The sequence below is a fragment of the Micromonospora sp. NPDC047548 genome (genome assembly GCF_040642975.1).
In the GTDB taxonomy this organism is placed as follows: domain Bacteria; phylum Actinomycetota; class Actinomycetes; order Mycobacteriales; family Micromonosporaceae; genus Micromonospora.
Map to the genome: position 1 here is coordinate 79397 of NZ_JBEYTI010000005.1, position 15191 is coordinate 94587.

Annotated in this window: 12 protein-coding genes and 2 tRNA genes; 10 read left to right on the top strand and 4 right to left on the bottom strand. The window is 71.4% G+C overall.

The features are described 5' to 3' along the window. The first annotated feature begins 14 nt into the window (after positions 1-14). The 5 genes from gyrA to ABZ807_RS07155 all read left to right on the top strand — a co-directional run bounded on the left by gyrA (position 15) and on the right by ABZ807_RS07155 (position 4148). Complete coding sequence (gene gyrA, locus ABZ807_RS07135; protein WP_357153861.1) at positions 15-2537, top strand: DNA gyrase subunit A; 2523 nt, start codon at positions 15-17, stop codon at positions 2535-2537. A 4-nt stretch (positions 2538-2541) separates the two neighbouring features. Continuing rightward, a complete protein-coding gene (locus ABZ807_RS07140; protein WP_357153863.1) occupies positions 2542-3432 on the top strand; it encodes a DUF3566 domain-containing protein in 891 nt (296 codons plus the stop codon). 355 nt (positions 3433-3787) lie between these two features. Then, positions 3788-3864, top strand: a tRNA-Ile gene (locus ABZ807_RS07145). A 40-nt stretch (positions 3865-3904) separates the two neighbouring features. Continuing rightward, positions 3905-4033 carry a DLW-39 family protein gene (locus ABZ807_RS07150; protein WP_357153865.1) on the top strand — a complete coding sequence of 43 codons (129 nt, stop codon included), beginning with the start codon at positions 3905-3907 and terminating at the stop codon, positions 4031-4033. 42 nt (positions 4034-4075) lie between these two features. Further along, positions 4076-4148 (top strand) — tRNA-Ala (locus tag ABZ807_RS07155). 65 nt (positions 4149-4213) lie between these two features. Here the strand turns inward: ABZ807_RS07155 and ABZ807_RS07160 are convergent. After that, positions 4214-4708 (bottom strand): tyrosine-type recombinase/integrase, encoded by a 495-nt coding sequence (locus tag ABZ807_RS07160; protein ID WP_357153867.1) that lies wholly within the window; start codon positions 4706-4708, stop codon positions 4214-4216. Positions 4709-4996: 288 nt separating this feature from the next. Here ABZ807_RS07160 and ABZ807_RS07165 point away from each other — a divergent pair, with 288 nt between their 5' ends. Together ABZ807_RS07165 and ABZ807_RS07170 are read left to right on the top strand one after the other, a co-directional pair. Then, positions 4997-5551: a sigma-70 family RNA polymerase sigma factor gene (locus ABZ807_RS07165; RefSeq protein WP_357153869.1), complete on the top strand. Its 555-nt coding sequence runs from the start codon at positions 4997-4999 to the stop codon at positions 5549-5551. After that, positions 5551-6567 carry a CU044_5270 family protein gene (locus ABZ807_RS07170; RefSeq protein ID WP_357153871.1) on the top strand — a complete coding sequence of 339 codons (1017 nt, stop codon included), beginning with the start codon at positions 5551-5553 and terminating at the stop codon, positions 6565-6567. Before ABZ807_RS07165 ends, ABZ807_RS07170 begins: the two co-directional genes overlap by 1 nt. A gap of 331 nt (positions 6568-6898) precedes the next feature. Here ABZ807_RS07170 and ABZ807_RS07175 read toward each other — a convergent pair whose 3' ends face one another. Continuing rightward, positions 6899-7252: a tyrosine-type recombinase/integrase gene (locus ABZ807_RS07175; protein WP_357153872.1), complete on the bottom strand. Its 354-nt coding sequence runs from the start codon at positions 7250-7252 to the stop codon at positions 6899-6901. Positions 7253-8633: 1381 nt separating this feature from the next. Here ABZ807_RS07175 and ABZ807_RS07180 point away from each other — a divergent pair. Further along, complete coding sequence (locus ABZ807_RS07180) at positions 8634-8768, top strand: hypothetical protein (RefSeq protein WP_357153873.1); 135 nt, start codon at positions 8634-8636, stop codon at positions 8766-8768. A 248-nt stretch (positions 8769-9016) separates the two neighbouring features. Here ABZ807_RS07180 and ABZ807_RS07185 read toward each other — a convergent pair whose 3' ends face one another. Further along, a complete protein-coding gene (locus ABZ807_RS07185) occupies positions 9017-9139 on the bottom strand; it encodes a hypothetical protein (RefSeq protein ID WP_357153875.1) in 123 nt (40 codons plus the stop codon). 52 nt (positions 9140-9191) lie between these two features. Between ABZ807_RS07185 and ABZ807_RS07190 the strand changes: the two genes are divergently transcribed. Then, positions 9192-9572, top strand: coding sequence for a hypothetical protein (locus ABZ807_RS07190; RefSeq protein ID WP_357153877.1), 381 nt, complete (start codon positions 9192-9194; stop codon positions 9570-9572). Between the two features lie 33 nt (positions 9573-9605). Beyond that, positions 9606-10568, top strand: coding sequence for an L-threonylcarbamoyladenylate synthase (locus tag ABZ807_RS07195; RefSeq protein WP_357154199.1), 963 nt, complete (start codon positions 9606-9608; stop codon positions 10566-10568). A 94-nt stretch (positions 10569-10662) separates the two neighbouring features. Here ABZ807_RS07195 and ABZ807_RS07200 read toward each other — a convergent pair whose 3' ends face one another. Then, positions 10663-15171, bottom strand: coding sequence for a cation-translocating P-type ATPase (locus ABZ807_RS07200; RefSeq protein WP_357153879.1), 4509 nt, complete (start codon positions 15169-15171; stop codon positions 10663-10665). Between the last annotated feature and the right edge of the window lie 20 nt (positions 15172-15191).

Sequence of the window (15191 nt, forward strand, 5' to 3'; positions counted from 1 at the left end):
GATAAGGGTTAACAGTGACCGATACTCCCGAGTCCATCCCGAACGAGCCGGAGACCCCGGAGACACCCGCCGTGGTCGTCGCGCAGCACGATCGGATCGAGCCGGTCGGCCTCGAGGTCGAGATGCAGCGCTCGTACCTCGACTACGCCATGAGCGTCATCGTCGGGCGGGCCCTGCCGGACGTCCGGGACGGGCTCAAGCCGGTCCACCGCAAGATCCTCTACGCCATGTTCGACTCCGGCTACCGGCCGGACCGCGGCTACGTGAAGTGCTCCCGCGTCGTCGGTGACGTGATGGGCCAGTTCCACCCGCACGGCGACTCGGCGATCTACGACGCGCTGGTCCGGATGGCGCAGCCCTGGTCGCTGCGGTACCCGCTGGTCGACGGCAACGGCAACTTCGGCTCGCCGGGTAACGACCCGGCCGCCGCGATGCGCTACACGGAATGCAAGCTCGACCCGCTGGCCATGGAGATGCTGCGGGACATCGACGAGGACACCGTCGACCTCCAGGACAACTACGACGGCCGGGCCAAGGAGCCCACCATCCTGCCGTCGCGGATCCCCAACCTGCTGGTCAACGGCTCCGAGGGCATCGCGGTCGGCATGGCCACCAAGATCCCGCCGCACAACCTGCGCGAGATCGGCGCGGCGGTGCAGTGGTGCCTGGAGAACCCGGACACCGACGAGGCCACCACCCTCGACGCGCTGCTGGAGATCGTCAAGGGCCCGGACTTCCCCACCCACGGCCTGATCGTCGGCACCCAGGCGATCCAGGACGCGTACCGGACCGGGCGCGGCTCGATCCGGATGCGCGCCGTGGTCGAGGTTGAGGAGGACAAGCGCGGCCGTCCCTGCCTGGTGGTCAGCGAGCTGCCCTACCAGGTCAACCCGGACAACCTGGCCGAGCGGATCGCCGAGCTGATCAAGGAGGGCAAGCTTGCCGGCATCGCCGACATCCGGGACGAGTCCTCCGGGCGTACCGGCATGCGGATCGTGCTCGTGCTCAAGCGCGACGCGGTCGCCAAGGTGGTGCTGAACAACCTCTACAAGCACACCCAGCTCCAGGAGACCTTCGGCGCCAACATGCTGGCCCTGGTCGACGGGGTGCCGCGCACGCTGAACCTGGCCCAGTTCATCCGCTACTACGTCGAGCACCAGATCGACGTGATCCGCCGGCGGACCGCGTTCCGCCTGCGCAAGGCCGAGGAGCGGGCGCACATCCTGCGCGGTCTGGCCAAGGCGCTCGACGCGCTCGACGAGGTGATCGCCCTGATCCGGCGCTCGCCCACCGTCGACGACGCCCGGCAGGGCCTGATCCGGCTGCTGGAGATCGACGAGATCCAGGCGACCGCGATCCTGGACATGCAGCTGCGCCGCCTGGCCGCCCTGGAGCGGCAGCGGATCGTCGACGACCTCAACAAGCTCGAGATCGAGATCGCCGACCTCAAGGACATCCTCGCCAAGCCGGAGCGACAGCGGAAGATCGTCTCGGAGGAGCTCGGCGAGATCGTCGCGAAGTGGGGCGACGACCGGCGTACCCAGATCGTGCCGTTCGACGGCGAGGTCTCGATGGAGGACCTGATCGCCCGTGAGGATGTGGTCGTCACGATCACCCGCACCGGGTACGCCAAGCGGACCAAGGTCGACCTGTACCGCTCGCAGCGGCGCGGTGGCAAGGGTGTCAGCGGCGCGACGCTGCGGCAGGACGACATTGTCAGCCACTTCTTCGTATGCTCCACTCACGACTGGATCCTGTTCTTCACGAACAAGGGTCGGGTCTACCGGGCCAAGGCGTACGAGTTGCCGGAAGCCAGTAGGGTGGCCAAGGGCCAGCACGTGGCCAACCTGCTCGCCTTCCAACCGGACGAGCAGATTGCGCAGATCATCGAAATCCCGAACTACCAGGTGGCTCCCTACCTGGTACTCGCCACGAAGAACGGCCTGGTGAAGAAGACGCGGCTCGAGGAGTTCGACTCCCCCCGTTCCGGCGGCATCATCGCGATCAACCTGCGCGATGAGGACGAGCTGGTCGGTGCTGCCCTCGTCGCGCCCTCCGACGACCTGCTGATGGTGTCGAGAAAGGCGCAGGCGATCCGGTTCAACGCCACCGACGAGGCGCTGCGGCCGATGGGGCGGGCGACCACGGGCGTGATCGGCATGCGCTTCACCGACGACGACGTCCTGCTGGCCATGGAGGTCGTTCGGGAGGGCCTGGACGTTCTGGTGGCCACGAACGGGGGATACGCAAAACGTACCCCGATCGAGGAATACCCGGTCCAGGGCCGGGGAGGTAAGGGCGTGTTGACTGCGAAGATCACCGAGCGACGCGGTGGTCTGGTCGGCGCGGTCGTGATCGACCCGGAGGACGAGCTGTTCGCGATCACCAGCAACGGTGGCGTCATCCGGACTCCGGTGAAGCCTGTACGCCGTACGCGTGACCGGAACACAATGGGGGTAAAGCTGATGGACCTCCCGGACGGCGTGACTATCGTGGCGATTGCTCGCAATGCCGACGAGCCTGACGAACAGGACTAGTTGAATGACGGAGACACAGGCGAAGTCGGGGAACAAGGGGACCTCGGCCACCCCGGTCGACGAGGAGGCCGCCAAAGGCGGCACATCGGCGGCCGGCCGCGCCGCCGTGGGTCGGGCGACCGTCCCCGCCGACGCGCCTGCCCCGAAGTTCACCCGGGCCCCCGGCATGACACCGCCGCCGGACACGCCCGGGGAGGACTCGGGGGCGGGCGAGCCGGCCGAGACACCGGCGACCGCCGCGGCGACCTCCGCCGCCGCGTCGGTCAGCGCCCCGGCTGCGTCGAGCAACACGACCCAGCCGATCAAGGCGGGCGCCGCCACGTTCCCGCCCAGCACCGGCACCCAGCCGAAGGTAGGCGGCGCGACCAGGCCGTCGCCCGACGGCCCCCGTCCGGGCGGCACAGGCCGCCCCGCCAACGGGGGCGGCCTGCCGCCGGGCATCAGCGGCGCGGCCGCCGTCGGAGCCGCGCGGGTGGGTGACGCGGTACGTGCTGCGCGTACCTCGGTCAGCTCGGCCGCGTCCCGCGGACCGCGCCGGGCCAGGCTGAACCTCAAGCGGATCGACCCGTGGTCCGTGATGAAGTTCGCGTTCGCCGTCTCGGTGGTGCTCTTCATCGTGGTGGTGGTCGCCACCTCGGTGCTCTACCTGGCCCTGGACGCGATGGGGGTCTTCCAGAGCGTCAACGACAGCCTGACCGACCTGGTCAACGCCGGCGGTGGGCAGAGCACCAGCGGCTTCCAGATCACCGCCCAGGGCGTGATCCTCAGCTCGGCGCTGATCGGCCTGGTCAACGTCGTCCTGTTCACCGCGCTCGCCACCCTCAGCGCGTTCGTCTACAACGTCTGCGCCGACCTGGTCGGCGGGATCGAGCTGACGCTCGCCGAGCGCGACTGATCTCCGACGTACGACGCCGGGGCACCGCCGACCGCGGTCGCCCCGGCGTCGTCGCGTCCGGGCTCCTTGACGCCGGCCCGGCGCGGCGGCGCCGCTTTGCGCACGCGCTTTGCGGTGTGTTCTGCGCACGCGCTTTGCGGTGTGTTCTGCGCACGCGCTTTGCGGCGTGTCGCGGTAACCCGGCGAGCTGACACCGCGACACGCCGCAAACGGAGTCGATCTTGGCCCGGGCCGCCCGGGGAAAGCGGTCGCCGCCGCGTGGCCGGTCCGGGTACGGTCACAAGTGGCGCGGCGCCACGACCACCCCGATTTGGGGCCGGACGTGGCGATGGGTTAACCTTGGCCGTCGCCACGCGGGGCTATAGCTCAGTCGGTTAGAGCGCAGAGCTGATAACTCTGAGGTCGCTGGTTCGATTCCAGCTAGCCCCACCACACACCGTTCCGACGGCAGTCGAGCGCGAGGGGTCGCCCCATGTTCAAGAAGCTTCTGTTCCTGGCTGGTGTCGTCGGCGTGGCCGCTCTGGTCGCCAAGAAGATCAAGGCTTCCAACGACGAGCGCGCCCTCTGGCACGAGGCCACCACCGCGCCCGACTTGCGCTGACCCGCCGGTCACTGCCAGCACCAGGCGGCTTTGACCGCCCGCGGGGCCCTAGCTCAACTGGCAGAGCACTGCCTTTGCAAGGCAGGGGTTAGGGGTTCAAGTCCCCTGGGCTCCACTCATTTCGCCTCTGACCTGCGGCGGATGACCTCGTAAGATCATCGGGACCACATCAGGACCACCCTACCGATGGTCCTGGTGGCCAGCGGCGGCCCGCAACACGTCACCCACGACACCGCGTCGGCGCTCTCGGCGGGGCCAGAAGTGGACGTAGGTCTCCAGGGTGATTTGCAGGGTGCTATGCCGCAGTGCCCGTTGGGCTTCCTTCGGGTCCACGTGGTTGATGATCAGCGTCGTGGCGAAGAAGTGCCGCAGAGCGTGGAAGCCGCCGTGCTCTTTGGGCCAGCCCGCCTTCTCCCGCCACTTGACCCACTCGGCCGACCAGGTGCGGTCGGTGAACGGGTTCTTGTGGGTGGTGGTGAACAGCAGCGGGACGCGACGGCGCACTGGGTTGCCCGAGGTTACGTCGATCATGTCGACCTCGGTCAGTGGGTACTCCTGCATGTGGCGGCGCAGCGCGGAAGCGACCATCGGGTCCAGGTCGACCGTGCCGGCCGAGCCGCCCTTGGGCGTACTGAGGTAGAAGCCGCCTTGGTACTCCTGCGGCGCGTACCGCAACTGCTGGACGACGTGTAGCTCCTCGTGCTCCGCGTCCAGGCAGCGCGGCCCGTGCTCAAAACCGAGCGCCGACGAGGAGATCTGCTTGAGTCCGCAGGGACTTGAGCCGCAGGGAGTGCGGTCAGGTGCTGAGCGTGTGGGAGCCCGTCGAGGGTCGCACCTGGTGGAGCTGTGCCGGCGGGCAGCAGCACTGCGGGGGTGAGGCGCCGGTAGGCGGTTGGCGGTAATCATTGGGCCGGAGGTGACACAAGCCAGGGTGAGAGTTCGTCAACCAGGCAGGAGTTTTGGATGGGTCCACCGCGAAAACGCGATGAGGACTGGTTCACCAGGGTCTACACCGCCGATTACGGACACGTTCTGAAGTACGGCCAGCGGCGGCTTGCCGATATGGAAGCGGCGGCTGAACTCGCTCAGGAGGTGTTCGTCATCGCCTGGCGGCGTCGCCGCGAGGTTCCGGACCGCAGCCTGCCGTGGCTGTATGGGGTGGCTCGGCGCCTGCTTGCGAACGAATGGCGAGCGCGAAGAGGTGCGCCGGATGTACTACCGATGACCGACGCTGGCCTTCTGCAGAAGCCGGGCGTGTCGGGCGCCGACGCGACTGTGGGCGTCGCCGATCTTCAGGCCGCTCTAGCCACCCTCGCCGACCTCGATCAGGAAATCCTCCGGTTGGTCGGGTGGGAGGAGTTGACGGTTTCCGAAGCCGCTCAGGTCCTCGGCTGTACCCGCACCACCGCCGCAGTGCGCTTGCACCGCGCCCGTCGACGCCTTAACGACGCGATGTCGTACCGATCTGGACCACCGGCGCAGCAGCCGGTGCTGGCTAATCCTCGAAAGGCTATGTGATGTTCGGAGTACAGCGAACGCGCACCCTCCTCAAGCCGATTGACCCGGCCCGGCACAGCACCATCGCACCGCCCCGGCTGTCGGCACACGACCTGATCAACCGCGCGGGGGCTATCGGCGAGCCGCTCGCCCATCGCCGTCAGGCACGCCCGACCCGCAGGCTGGTTCTGACGGCCGGGACGCTGGCCGCAGCGGTCGGCGCCGTCGCAATCACCCAGACCTTCGGCCCGTCCAGTCCGGACACCTCGGAGATCGCCGGTCCGCCCGGGGCGGATCCAGGGGTGGTGCTCGTGCCGGTGGCCTACGGCTCTGGCGCCGGTGATGCTGGAAGCCAGTTGCGCGCGCTGGCGAGCAGGCTCGTTGACGCGGAGTACGACAACCGCACCGGTCGGTACATGTTCCACCACACGAAGACGTGGGGCGACCCAGTGATGACGTCTGCCGACGGTCGCTACCACGTCGCTTTCGCGGGCGATACCAAGGTCTGGCAGGCAGCCGACGGGACCGGTCAGCAGGTCACGGTTCAACTCGAGCCTCAGTATCCGGACCAGGAGTCCCGGGACTACTGGCAGCGTAACCTCAAGCCCAAGGCTGCCGCCTCCGCCACCCCCGCGCCTGCCAGCATTCCGCTGCCACCGAGGGACCTCGTGCCGCTGCCGTCGGGTCGAGCACAGCTGAACGACCTGCTCAAGGTCAGGTTCGGTGCCGCCTCGGTCAGCAAGGAAGTCAGCATGGTGTACGGGCGGTATGTCGTTCCGCGTCAGACGCGCGCTGAGATCTTGCGAGTCCTTGCCGACGTGCCCGGTTTCCGGTGGCGGGGCCAGGTGACCGATCGGGCCGGCCGGCCGGGTGTAGCCATCACCTTCGACGACCGCGACAACAACGCACAGTCCCTCCTGATCTTCGACCCCAACACCGGCGAACTGCTCGCCCAGGAGCGGCTAACCCTCTCACCGGTACGGATCAGCGCGTACCAGGTAATCCTCGACACTGCCTGGACCGATCGACTCAACTGAAATTGGTGCCGGGGCCGCGTCTACGGGGGTGGCCCTGGTCCGCGTTTCACCGCGACGGTCAGGTCGGGCCATCCACGGGCCAGTAACCGTGGCGCCCAGCGGTCATGAGGGGGCACGAGCGGCACCCGACTCCGCCGCCGGCCGCAGGCGTTTCGGGCAGCACGGCCCGTTGAGCGCGCTCTTCCAAACTGAAGCTCCACCGCTCGAACCAAGGCGTCTTCCGGCATGCGGGCAGCATCGCGTCCGTCGCGGACCGGACGCTGGGGCCACCTTGGTCGGCAAGATCAAGCGGCCCAGATCGGGCACAACCCAGCATTGATCTTGCCCCCTCTCAGCTCCGCGGCTTCCTCGCAGCGGCTTGCAGGATCGAACTCACCAGGCCGCGTTGACGCTCCCGCTTCGGCCACCAGTGCACGTACGTCTCCAACGTGATCCGCAGCGTCTTGTGCCGGAGCAGCCGCTGCACGTCCTGTGGCTCCGCGTGGTTCGTGATAAGCGTGGTGGCGAAGAAATGCCGCAGCGCGTGAAACGTTCCGTGCTCTTTCGGCCAGCCGGCTGCATCCCGCCAGTCCGCCCACTCCCGGGACCACGTCCGGTCAGTGAACGGGTTACCGCGGCGGGTGGTGAACAGCAGCGGCACTGACCGCCGGACGGGATCGCCGGAAGTCACGTCGATCAGCTCCACCGGCACCGGGGGAAACTCGCGTATGCGCTCGGCGAGGACCTGGCCGACAACCGGGTCCAGGTCAACCGTGCCGGATGAGCCTGTGTTGGGCTCGCTGAGATAAAAGCCGCCGTGCTGCTGTGGTGCGTACCCAGCCGGCAGCCGTGCCCAGCGCCCAGCCAGATTCCTGGATGGATGTCAGCCAACCAGCCCTCCCATCAGAGCCACGACGAGAAGAGACACGGCCGCAAGTACGGTTGCGCCAGCCCCGCACCCGGCAATCGCCAGACCGCGACCACGTTGCCCAGTCGTCTTGATCTGCTTCAGTCCCACTGCGCCCAGGGCAACCGCGCATCCGCTGAGCAGCAGCAGAGGGACTAGAGCTTCGATCAGCAGCTCTGACAGCCCAGCAAGGCCAGAGCCGACGTACAGCATCGGTCCCAGGCCCATGCAACAGGCCGTAATCGCCAGTACGTTATGCCCTCGCTGATTCTCAGAGAGCCGACCGGTCATGGCTGTTTTAACCCTTCGCTTGGCCACTCAAATGCCCTAGGTCCGCGCCCCGAGGCCTGCCCGTCCGAGGATTGTGAACGGAGACACCAGGAAGATCAAGAGTTGGCTGTACAGCCATTCGTACGGGTGGTAGTCGCGCTGGCCGCCGTCTGTGCCTGTCTTGGCTGCAAGGGTGGGATGTTTGCGGTGCGGGTGCTCTTTTCGGTCTCGACCTGGACGGGCTGGATGTAGTGGACCAGTTCCGCGAAGACGTCGGGTGTGACGGTGCGCGTCTTGAACTGGCGTGCCGCCTCGGCCTTCGTCGTGTAGGGGTTGGCTCCACCGGTGACGAGAACGACGGTCTTGCGGGATACGGAGCCGGTTACTCGTAGACCGGAGGCTTCGGCTCGACCTTCGAGCCGTACGTGCAGGAGTTCGTACCGAGGCAGTACGGCAAACTCAGGAACCGATCGACAGCCTGGACCCGCGTCCTCCCGACGGGGGTCGTCCCTTCTCTGGGATGAGTGCTGCGCCGCAGTTCACGGCGCCTCGGCTTCGCCCTTGGTCATCTTGGGGTAGCCCGCAGCAGGTGAAATCCACGATTCGCTGCGTAGAGGACAAAATGGCCATAGGTTCGGACTCGACCGGGGTCGTGATTCCCTGACGACGGCTGCTTCCGAATAGCGCGTTGGCATGAGCTGGCCCCGGGCCGTCCACCACATGAGAGGAAGACATGAGAAGTCTTGTACGTAGCGCGGTGCTCTGTGCCAGCAGTGCGGTACTCGCGGCCGGGCTGGCAGCGACCAGCGGTGCGGCATTCGCCGCCAACCCCCACACCGACGACAATCGTACGGGCCAGCCGTCAGTGACGTGCGGCGAGGAAGGCAACAACGTGAGGCCGGGTAGCGCGATGTCCGCTCGCGGTTCCGCGTTCAACCCGGACGGCATCGCCGGGATGCACTACGCGGGGGAGCAGCCGCAGAACTCGAAGAACCCAAAATCTGTCGCGCAGTACGACGTCGCCTGCTTCCAGTTGTCCCATTAACCGTTACACCTGCCGGTGCGCCGACGCGGTTACACCTTTCCGGGCTGAGTAGCCACGCGAGCAGCCGAGGCGGCGCACCGGCCCGGACACCCCCCCGTACCCCGGCGGACCTGTTATCGCAGCCGCATGGCCAGATCTCCGGGCACGTGGCAGCGGGTCGTACGCGTACTGCTCCGGCTTTCACCAGCACGAACACCAGGCACCCGCTTCAGCCTGGCACGTACGCATGCCCCGAGCCGGCGATCCGGTTACCTCCGCCCGACCCGGTGACCCATGGCGTCGAGGTCGTCGGCGAGGTCGGCCAGCGACAGGTCCGGGTTGAGTCGGCGTAAAACCTCATCGGTGAGCGGCCGGGCAGCGTAGTACGACATCCCGGCCGGATATGCCGTGGTGTCGACCTGATCCGGTCGGCATCCTTCCGCCATGACGAACGCCGACCGGTCCGCGCCGCGGGCCCTCCAGCTGTACTGCCGGGTCGAGGTGGCGGTCACCGATCCCGCCGCGCTGACCGCACACGCGGTGGCCCAGCTCCGCGCGGCCGACATCGACTGGTCGCGGGAGGAGGACGACCTGGACTCGGCGGCCGCGGAGCTGCGCGCCGACTTGACCGGGGCGCTCGGGTCCGTTGCCGACATCAGCCGGATCATCGACGGCGTGCCGGGGGTGGAGTTCCGGGGCGGGGCGGGGCGTGCCGGGCCGAGGCGGGCCGGCCGTGACGCCCGCCGGGCGGACAGCCGCCCGGCCCTGAGGGACCGGGCGGCGTTCCGCGCGGCCGGCCGGGAGACCGGTACGGCGGCAGGCTAGCGTCGGGGCGTGAGCACCGGATCCCCACGCGTCCTGCCCGCCGACAGCGGCGTCGCCGAGGCCGCCGCCGTCCTGCGCGACGGCGGGCTGGTGGCCTTCCCGACCGAGACCGTCTACGGCCTCGGCGCGAACGCCCTGGACGCCCGGGCCGCCGCCCGGATCTTCGAGGCCAAGGCCCGGCCCAGCTTTGACCCGCTGATCACCCACCTGGCCGACGCCGCCGACCTGGAGAAGCTGGTCGGGCCGGTGCCCCCGGCGGTGGCCGCGCTGGCCGACCGGTTCTGGCCGGGGCCGCTCACCCTGATCGTGGACCGGCCCGCCGAGATCCCGCCGATCGTCACCTCGGGGCTGGACACCATGGCCGTCCGGGTGCCGGACGAGCCGTCCGCCCGGGCGCTGATCCGGGCCGCCGGGGTGCCGGTGGCGGCCCCGAGCGCGAACCGGTTCGGGCAGCTCAGTCCGACCCGCGCTGAGCACGTGGTCAAGGGGCTCGGCGCGGCGGTGGACGTGGTGCTCGACGGCGGGCCGACCCGGTGCGGGATCGAGTCGACCATCGTCGACGCGCGCGGCACGCAGCCGGTGGTGCTGCGGCTCGGCGCGCTCGCCTTGGAGGAGCTGGTCGAGGCGGTCGGGCCGATGAGCGTACGGCCGGGCAGTTCCGGGCAGCCGGTGGCGCCGGGGACGCTGGCCGCGCACTACGCGCCGCGTACCCCGTTGCGGGTGGTGGCGGAGGGGCAGCCGGCGCCCGGCGACGGCGGCCGGCGCGGTTTCCTGGCCTTCCGGAAGCGACCGGCCGACGGGTACGCGGCGGTCGAGGTGCTCTCGCCCGCCGGGGACGTGACGGAGGCCGCCGCCCGGCTCTTCGACGCCCTGCACCGGCTCGACGCGGCCGGGGTGACCGAGATCCTGGCCGAGGCGGCGCCCGACGCCGGGGTGGGCCGCGCGATCAACGACCGGCTGCGCCGCGCCGCGGCCACCTGGGACGCGGCCGGCTGAGGGTCACACTGGGTGTCGGTCCGCTGCCGACCTGCGGCGACGACAACCGGCTCGAGGGGATACTCACCGAGGCGCGGCCATGCCGTTTGTCGTCCTAGCGGCCGGACGCCTCCTCCGGAGCGGACCCGTCCCCGGTCGGCCCGTCGTCGGTCGGCTCGTCCCCGGTCGGCCCGTCGTCGGCCGGCCCGTTCCCGGCCGGCGGGAGCCGGTCGACCAGTCGGGTCAGCGCGCCGTTGGCGAAGGTGGCGCCGAACGCGGAGCCGGCCGCGATGCCCCACCCGACCGGCCCGAGCGGGGTGCAGCCGAAGAACTGGCTCACCCCGGGTGTCTGCACCACCGCGCCGAGCACGCCGAGGGAGACCGCGGTGGAGGCGAGCACCATCGGGCTGGTGCCGCCGGCCAGCACCGTCTGCCCGAGCTGGGTGCCGACCAGTGACACCAGCGCCACCGTGCCGGCCCGCCGGGGCTGGCCGCCGGTGTACCGGGCCAACGTCCAGCCGGCGGTCGCGCCGAGGGTGGTGGCCGCGGCACGCAGGCTGATCTCCCGGGTCATCGTCTCGCCGAGCGAGGTGTCCGGCCCCTCCCGCAGCAGCCCGTCGGCGTGGTCGTGGCTGGGCGGCCGGACCGCGATGGCCAGCGCCGGCGCCAGGTCGGTGAGCAGGTTGACCAGGAGCAGCTGCCGTCCGGTGAGCGCCGACCGGCCGGTCGCCGCGGCGGTCAGCACGCTGAACGCGATCTCCCCAAGGTTGCCGCCGACCAGGATGCTCAGCGCGTGGCGTACCGAGGACCACATGGCCCGCCCCTCGACCAGGGTGGCGATGATGGTCTCCAGCCGGTCGTCGGTGACCACCAGGTCGGCGGCGGCCCGCGCGGCCGGGGTGCCCCGCTGGCCGAGGGCGATGCCCACGTCGGCCAGCCGGATCGCCGGCGCGTCGTTGGCCCCGTCGCCGGTCATCGCCACGGTACGCCCGCATTTCTGCAACGCCTGGATGATCCGCACCTTGTGCGTCGGGGTGCAGCGGGCGACCACGTCGGTGCGGGACAGCCGCTCGCCGAGCGCGTCGTCGTCGAGCTGGTCGAGTTCGGCGGCGGTCACCACCCGCTGCGCGTCGTGGTCGGCGCTGATGATCGAGGCGATCGCCTCGGCGGTGGCCGGGTGGTCACCGGTGATCATGATGGTGTGCACGCCGGCCTGCCGGATTCGGCGTACGGCGGGGGCGGCGCTCTTGCGAACCCCGTCGGCGAGGGCGAGGAAGCCGACGAAGACCAGGTCGTGCACCTCGTCGTCGGTGACCGTCTCGGCGTCGACCTGGCACTCGGCGACGGCGAGGATGCGGTGGCCCGCCCTGGCCCGGTCGGCGAGCATCGCGTGCAGCCCGGCCCGCCCCTTGTCGTCCAGCTGTTCGTCCCGTCCACCCTGCGTACGCCAGGCGCTGCACCGGGGCAGCACCGTCTCCGGCGCGCCCTTCACGCTGAGCAGCAGTCGGTCACCGGTCCGCCCGATGGTGGCGTGGTAGCCGCGGGACGGCTCGAAGGGCAGCCCGCCGACCGCCCCCCAGCCGTCCGCGCCGTTCTGCTCGACCACCCCGGCCTCCCGGGCGCCGTAGCGGACCGCCCGGTCGGTGTGCTGCGGCAGCTCGTCCGGGTTCTCAGCGGCGGGGGTGGCCCGCAGCGCGGCGGCGAGGGTCAGCCGCAGCCCGTCGTCGAGCCGGTCCACCGGGGCGTACCGGCCGTCGTCGCCGACGCCGGCCAGCCGCAGGCTCCCCTCGGTGAGGGTGCCGGTCTTGTCGAAGCAGAGCACGTCGACCCGGCCCAGCGCCTCGATGGTGCGCGGGTTGCGGACCAGCGCCCCGTGCTCGGCCAGCCGCCGGGCGGCGGCCAGCTGCGCGGCGCTGACCAGGAACGGCAGCCCCTCCGGCACGGACGCCACGGCCAGGTTCGCGGCGGTCGCGGCCGTCTCCGCCAGCGGTACGCCCCGCAGCAGCCCCGCCCCGGCCACCGCGATCGCCGAACCCGCCGCCAGCGGGACCGCCGCACTGGTCAGCTTGCCGAGCCGGGCCTCCACCCCGCTGGCCGGCGGGGCCTGCCGGGCCAGCGCCAGGCTGCGGCCGGACTCGGTGTCGGCGCCGGTCGCCACCACCACGGCGGTGCCGTGCCCGGCGGCGACGGTGGTGCCCTCGTAGAGCATCGAGTGCCGGTCCGCCACGGCGGCGGCCACCACCGGCTCGGCGGTCTTGCCCACCGGCAGCGACTCCCCGGTCAGCGACGACTCGTCCGCCTCCAGCCCGTCGGCGGTGAGCACCCGGCAGTCGGCCGGCACCGCGTCGCCCGGACCGAGCGTGACCACGTCGCCGGGCACGAGTTCCTCGGCGGGGAGCACCCGCTCGGCCCCGTCCCGCAGGACCCGGGCGGTGACCTCCGTGCGGGACAGCAGTTCGGCCAGGGAGCGTTCGGTGTTGCGCTGGTGGACCGCCCCGATCAGCGCGGAACCGCCCACCACCCCGCCGACCAGGGCGGCGTCGACCAGCGACCCGAACGCGGTGGAGAGCACCGCGCCGGCGGCCAGCACCGGGGTGAGGGGATTGGACAGCTCGTCGACGAAGGCGCGCAGCAAGCCGCCGCCCGACCCGGGTGTCGCGCCCGTGCCCTCGACGTGCCGGCTGCGCGCCTCGGCCTCGCCGAGCCCGCCGGGGCCGCTGTCGAGCTGCCGCAGCACGGTGTCCACCGGCATCAGGTGCCAGGCGGTGGTGGTCGCTGCGGGCGTCCCGTCCGGGTGGGGCAGCCGGTGCGCCCGCCACACCCCGTGGGCGAAGGCCACAGCTGCGGCCCCGTTCACGGCCGACAAGGTGCGGCCGGGAAGCTGTTGGGGGGCGGCGGTGAAGGCGCCCAGCGCGCCCAGGCCGGCGCCGGCCATGGCGACCCGGATGTTCTGCCGGGTCATCCGGCGGGCCACCCCGACCGCCTCGATCATCAGCGCCGGGATCCGCAGGTCGGCACCGACCAGCAGGTGGGCGCCCCAGGGCGGCAGCGCCTCCGGGTCGGCCATGCCGAGGCCGCAGTCGGACGCGGCGAGCGCCGCCCGGTCCCCGGAAACCAGCATCACCACCGCGCCCTCGCGTTGCAGGCTGCGCACCGACTCGGCGAGGCGGTCACCGCCGGGCAGTACGGTGTCGGCGAAGCCGTACCGCTGCGGGTCGTCGCCGGCCACCACCAGCCGCAGACCGGCCTGCCGGGCAGCGGTGGGCAGCGCGTCGACGCCGGGTGCCGGCTCCGGCTCGACCCGGAGCACGGCGGCGAGGGTGTCGCGGTGGGCGAGGCCGAGGAGCAGGCCGCCGCCGTCGCGCAGCCGGCGGCTGTCCGGGGTGTCCCCCGGGTCGGCTACGTCGAGCCCGTCGAGCGGTCCGAGCCGCCACCCGTCCGCCTCCCGTGACGCGTCGGGATCGGCCGGGTCGAAGAGCGCGAACGCACGGCCGGCCACCTCGCCGGTCGCCGCGCCGGCCAGCGGGGCCAGGTCGGCGAGCACGCCCCGCGCCGAGCCGAGCACGGCCGAGTCCAGCAGCACCGTGTCGATCCGGTCGAGTTCCCGCAGCACGCTGCGGTCCATCGCGATCACGCCGCGCCGGGCGAGCATCCGGCCGAGCTGGGCGGCGTACCCCTCGCGACCGCTGCCCGGGGCCTTCGGCAGCGAGGCCAGGCCGAGCGCGGCGGCGCGCTTGTGACCGGCGACGGGCAGGGCGGCGGCACCGGCCGCCGCCCCGGCGACCAGCGCCTTGGTGATGTACCGCTCGACGGGGCCGTCAGGCCTGGGCCGGGGCCGCTCGTTGGTGGGCGAGCGGGCGGCGGCCCGCTCCGGGTCGCCGGTCAGCTGCGGCTCGGCCTTGTTCCAGGCGGCGAGCTGCGCCCGGGCCTCACCCCACTGCACGATCCGCTGCACGCTGTCCAGCACTATGCCGGTCCAGCCGCCGGTGAGTCCCTGGACCACCGCTTCGGCCAGCGGGAAGAGCACCTCAGCGCGCGGGTCGGCGCGTAGCCCCCGGTCGGCCAGCGCGTGCAGCTTCGGGTGCAGGTCGATCGCGCCCAGCAGGCCGGCCACCTCGGCGGGGATCGGGGTGTACGGCAGGATCCGGGTGGCCGCCGAGATGGTCAGGCCGAGCGCGTCGGAGGCGAGCGCGCCGAGCGTCCGGGGAGTCCGCGGCCCCTCCTCCGGCGGGTGCGGGGGCGCGATGTCCGGGTCCGGCTCGTGCGGGCAGATTCGTTCGGTCCGGGCCACCGTGGCGATCAGGTCGGGCAGCCGGGGCTTCGGCTTCTCGACGGCCACCACCACCCGGCCCGACGGCGCGTTGACCCGGGCCCAGGCCACCCCTGGCATTCGTTCCAGCGCCGTCTCGACCTGCCGGGCCAGCCGGTCACCGCCGTTCTGGCAGACGCCGTGCACCTCGATGTGATGCCGTCCGTCGCGGGACCAGACCCGGCGCCGGGTCAGGCCGGCCGCGCGGGCCAGCCGCGCCGCGGCCGAGCCGACGGTACGGGACGCGTCGGCGACCAGCGGTGGCACCGGCACCGGCGGGAGCACGCGGCCGGCGACCCGGCCCAGCGCCGTCATCGAGCGGTACGGCCGAGCCG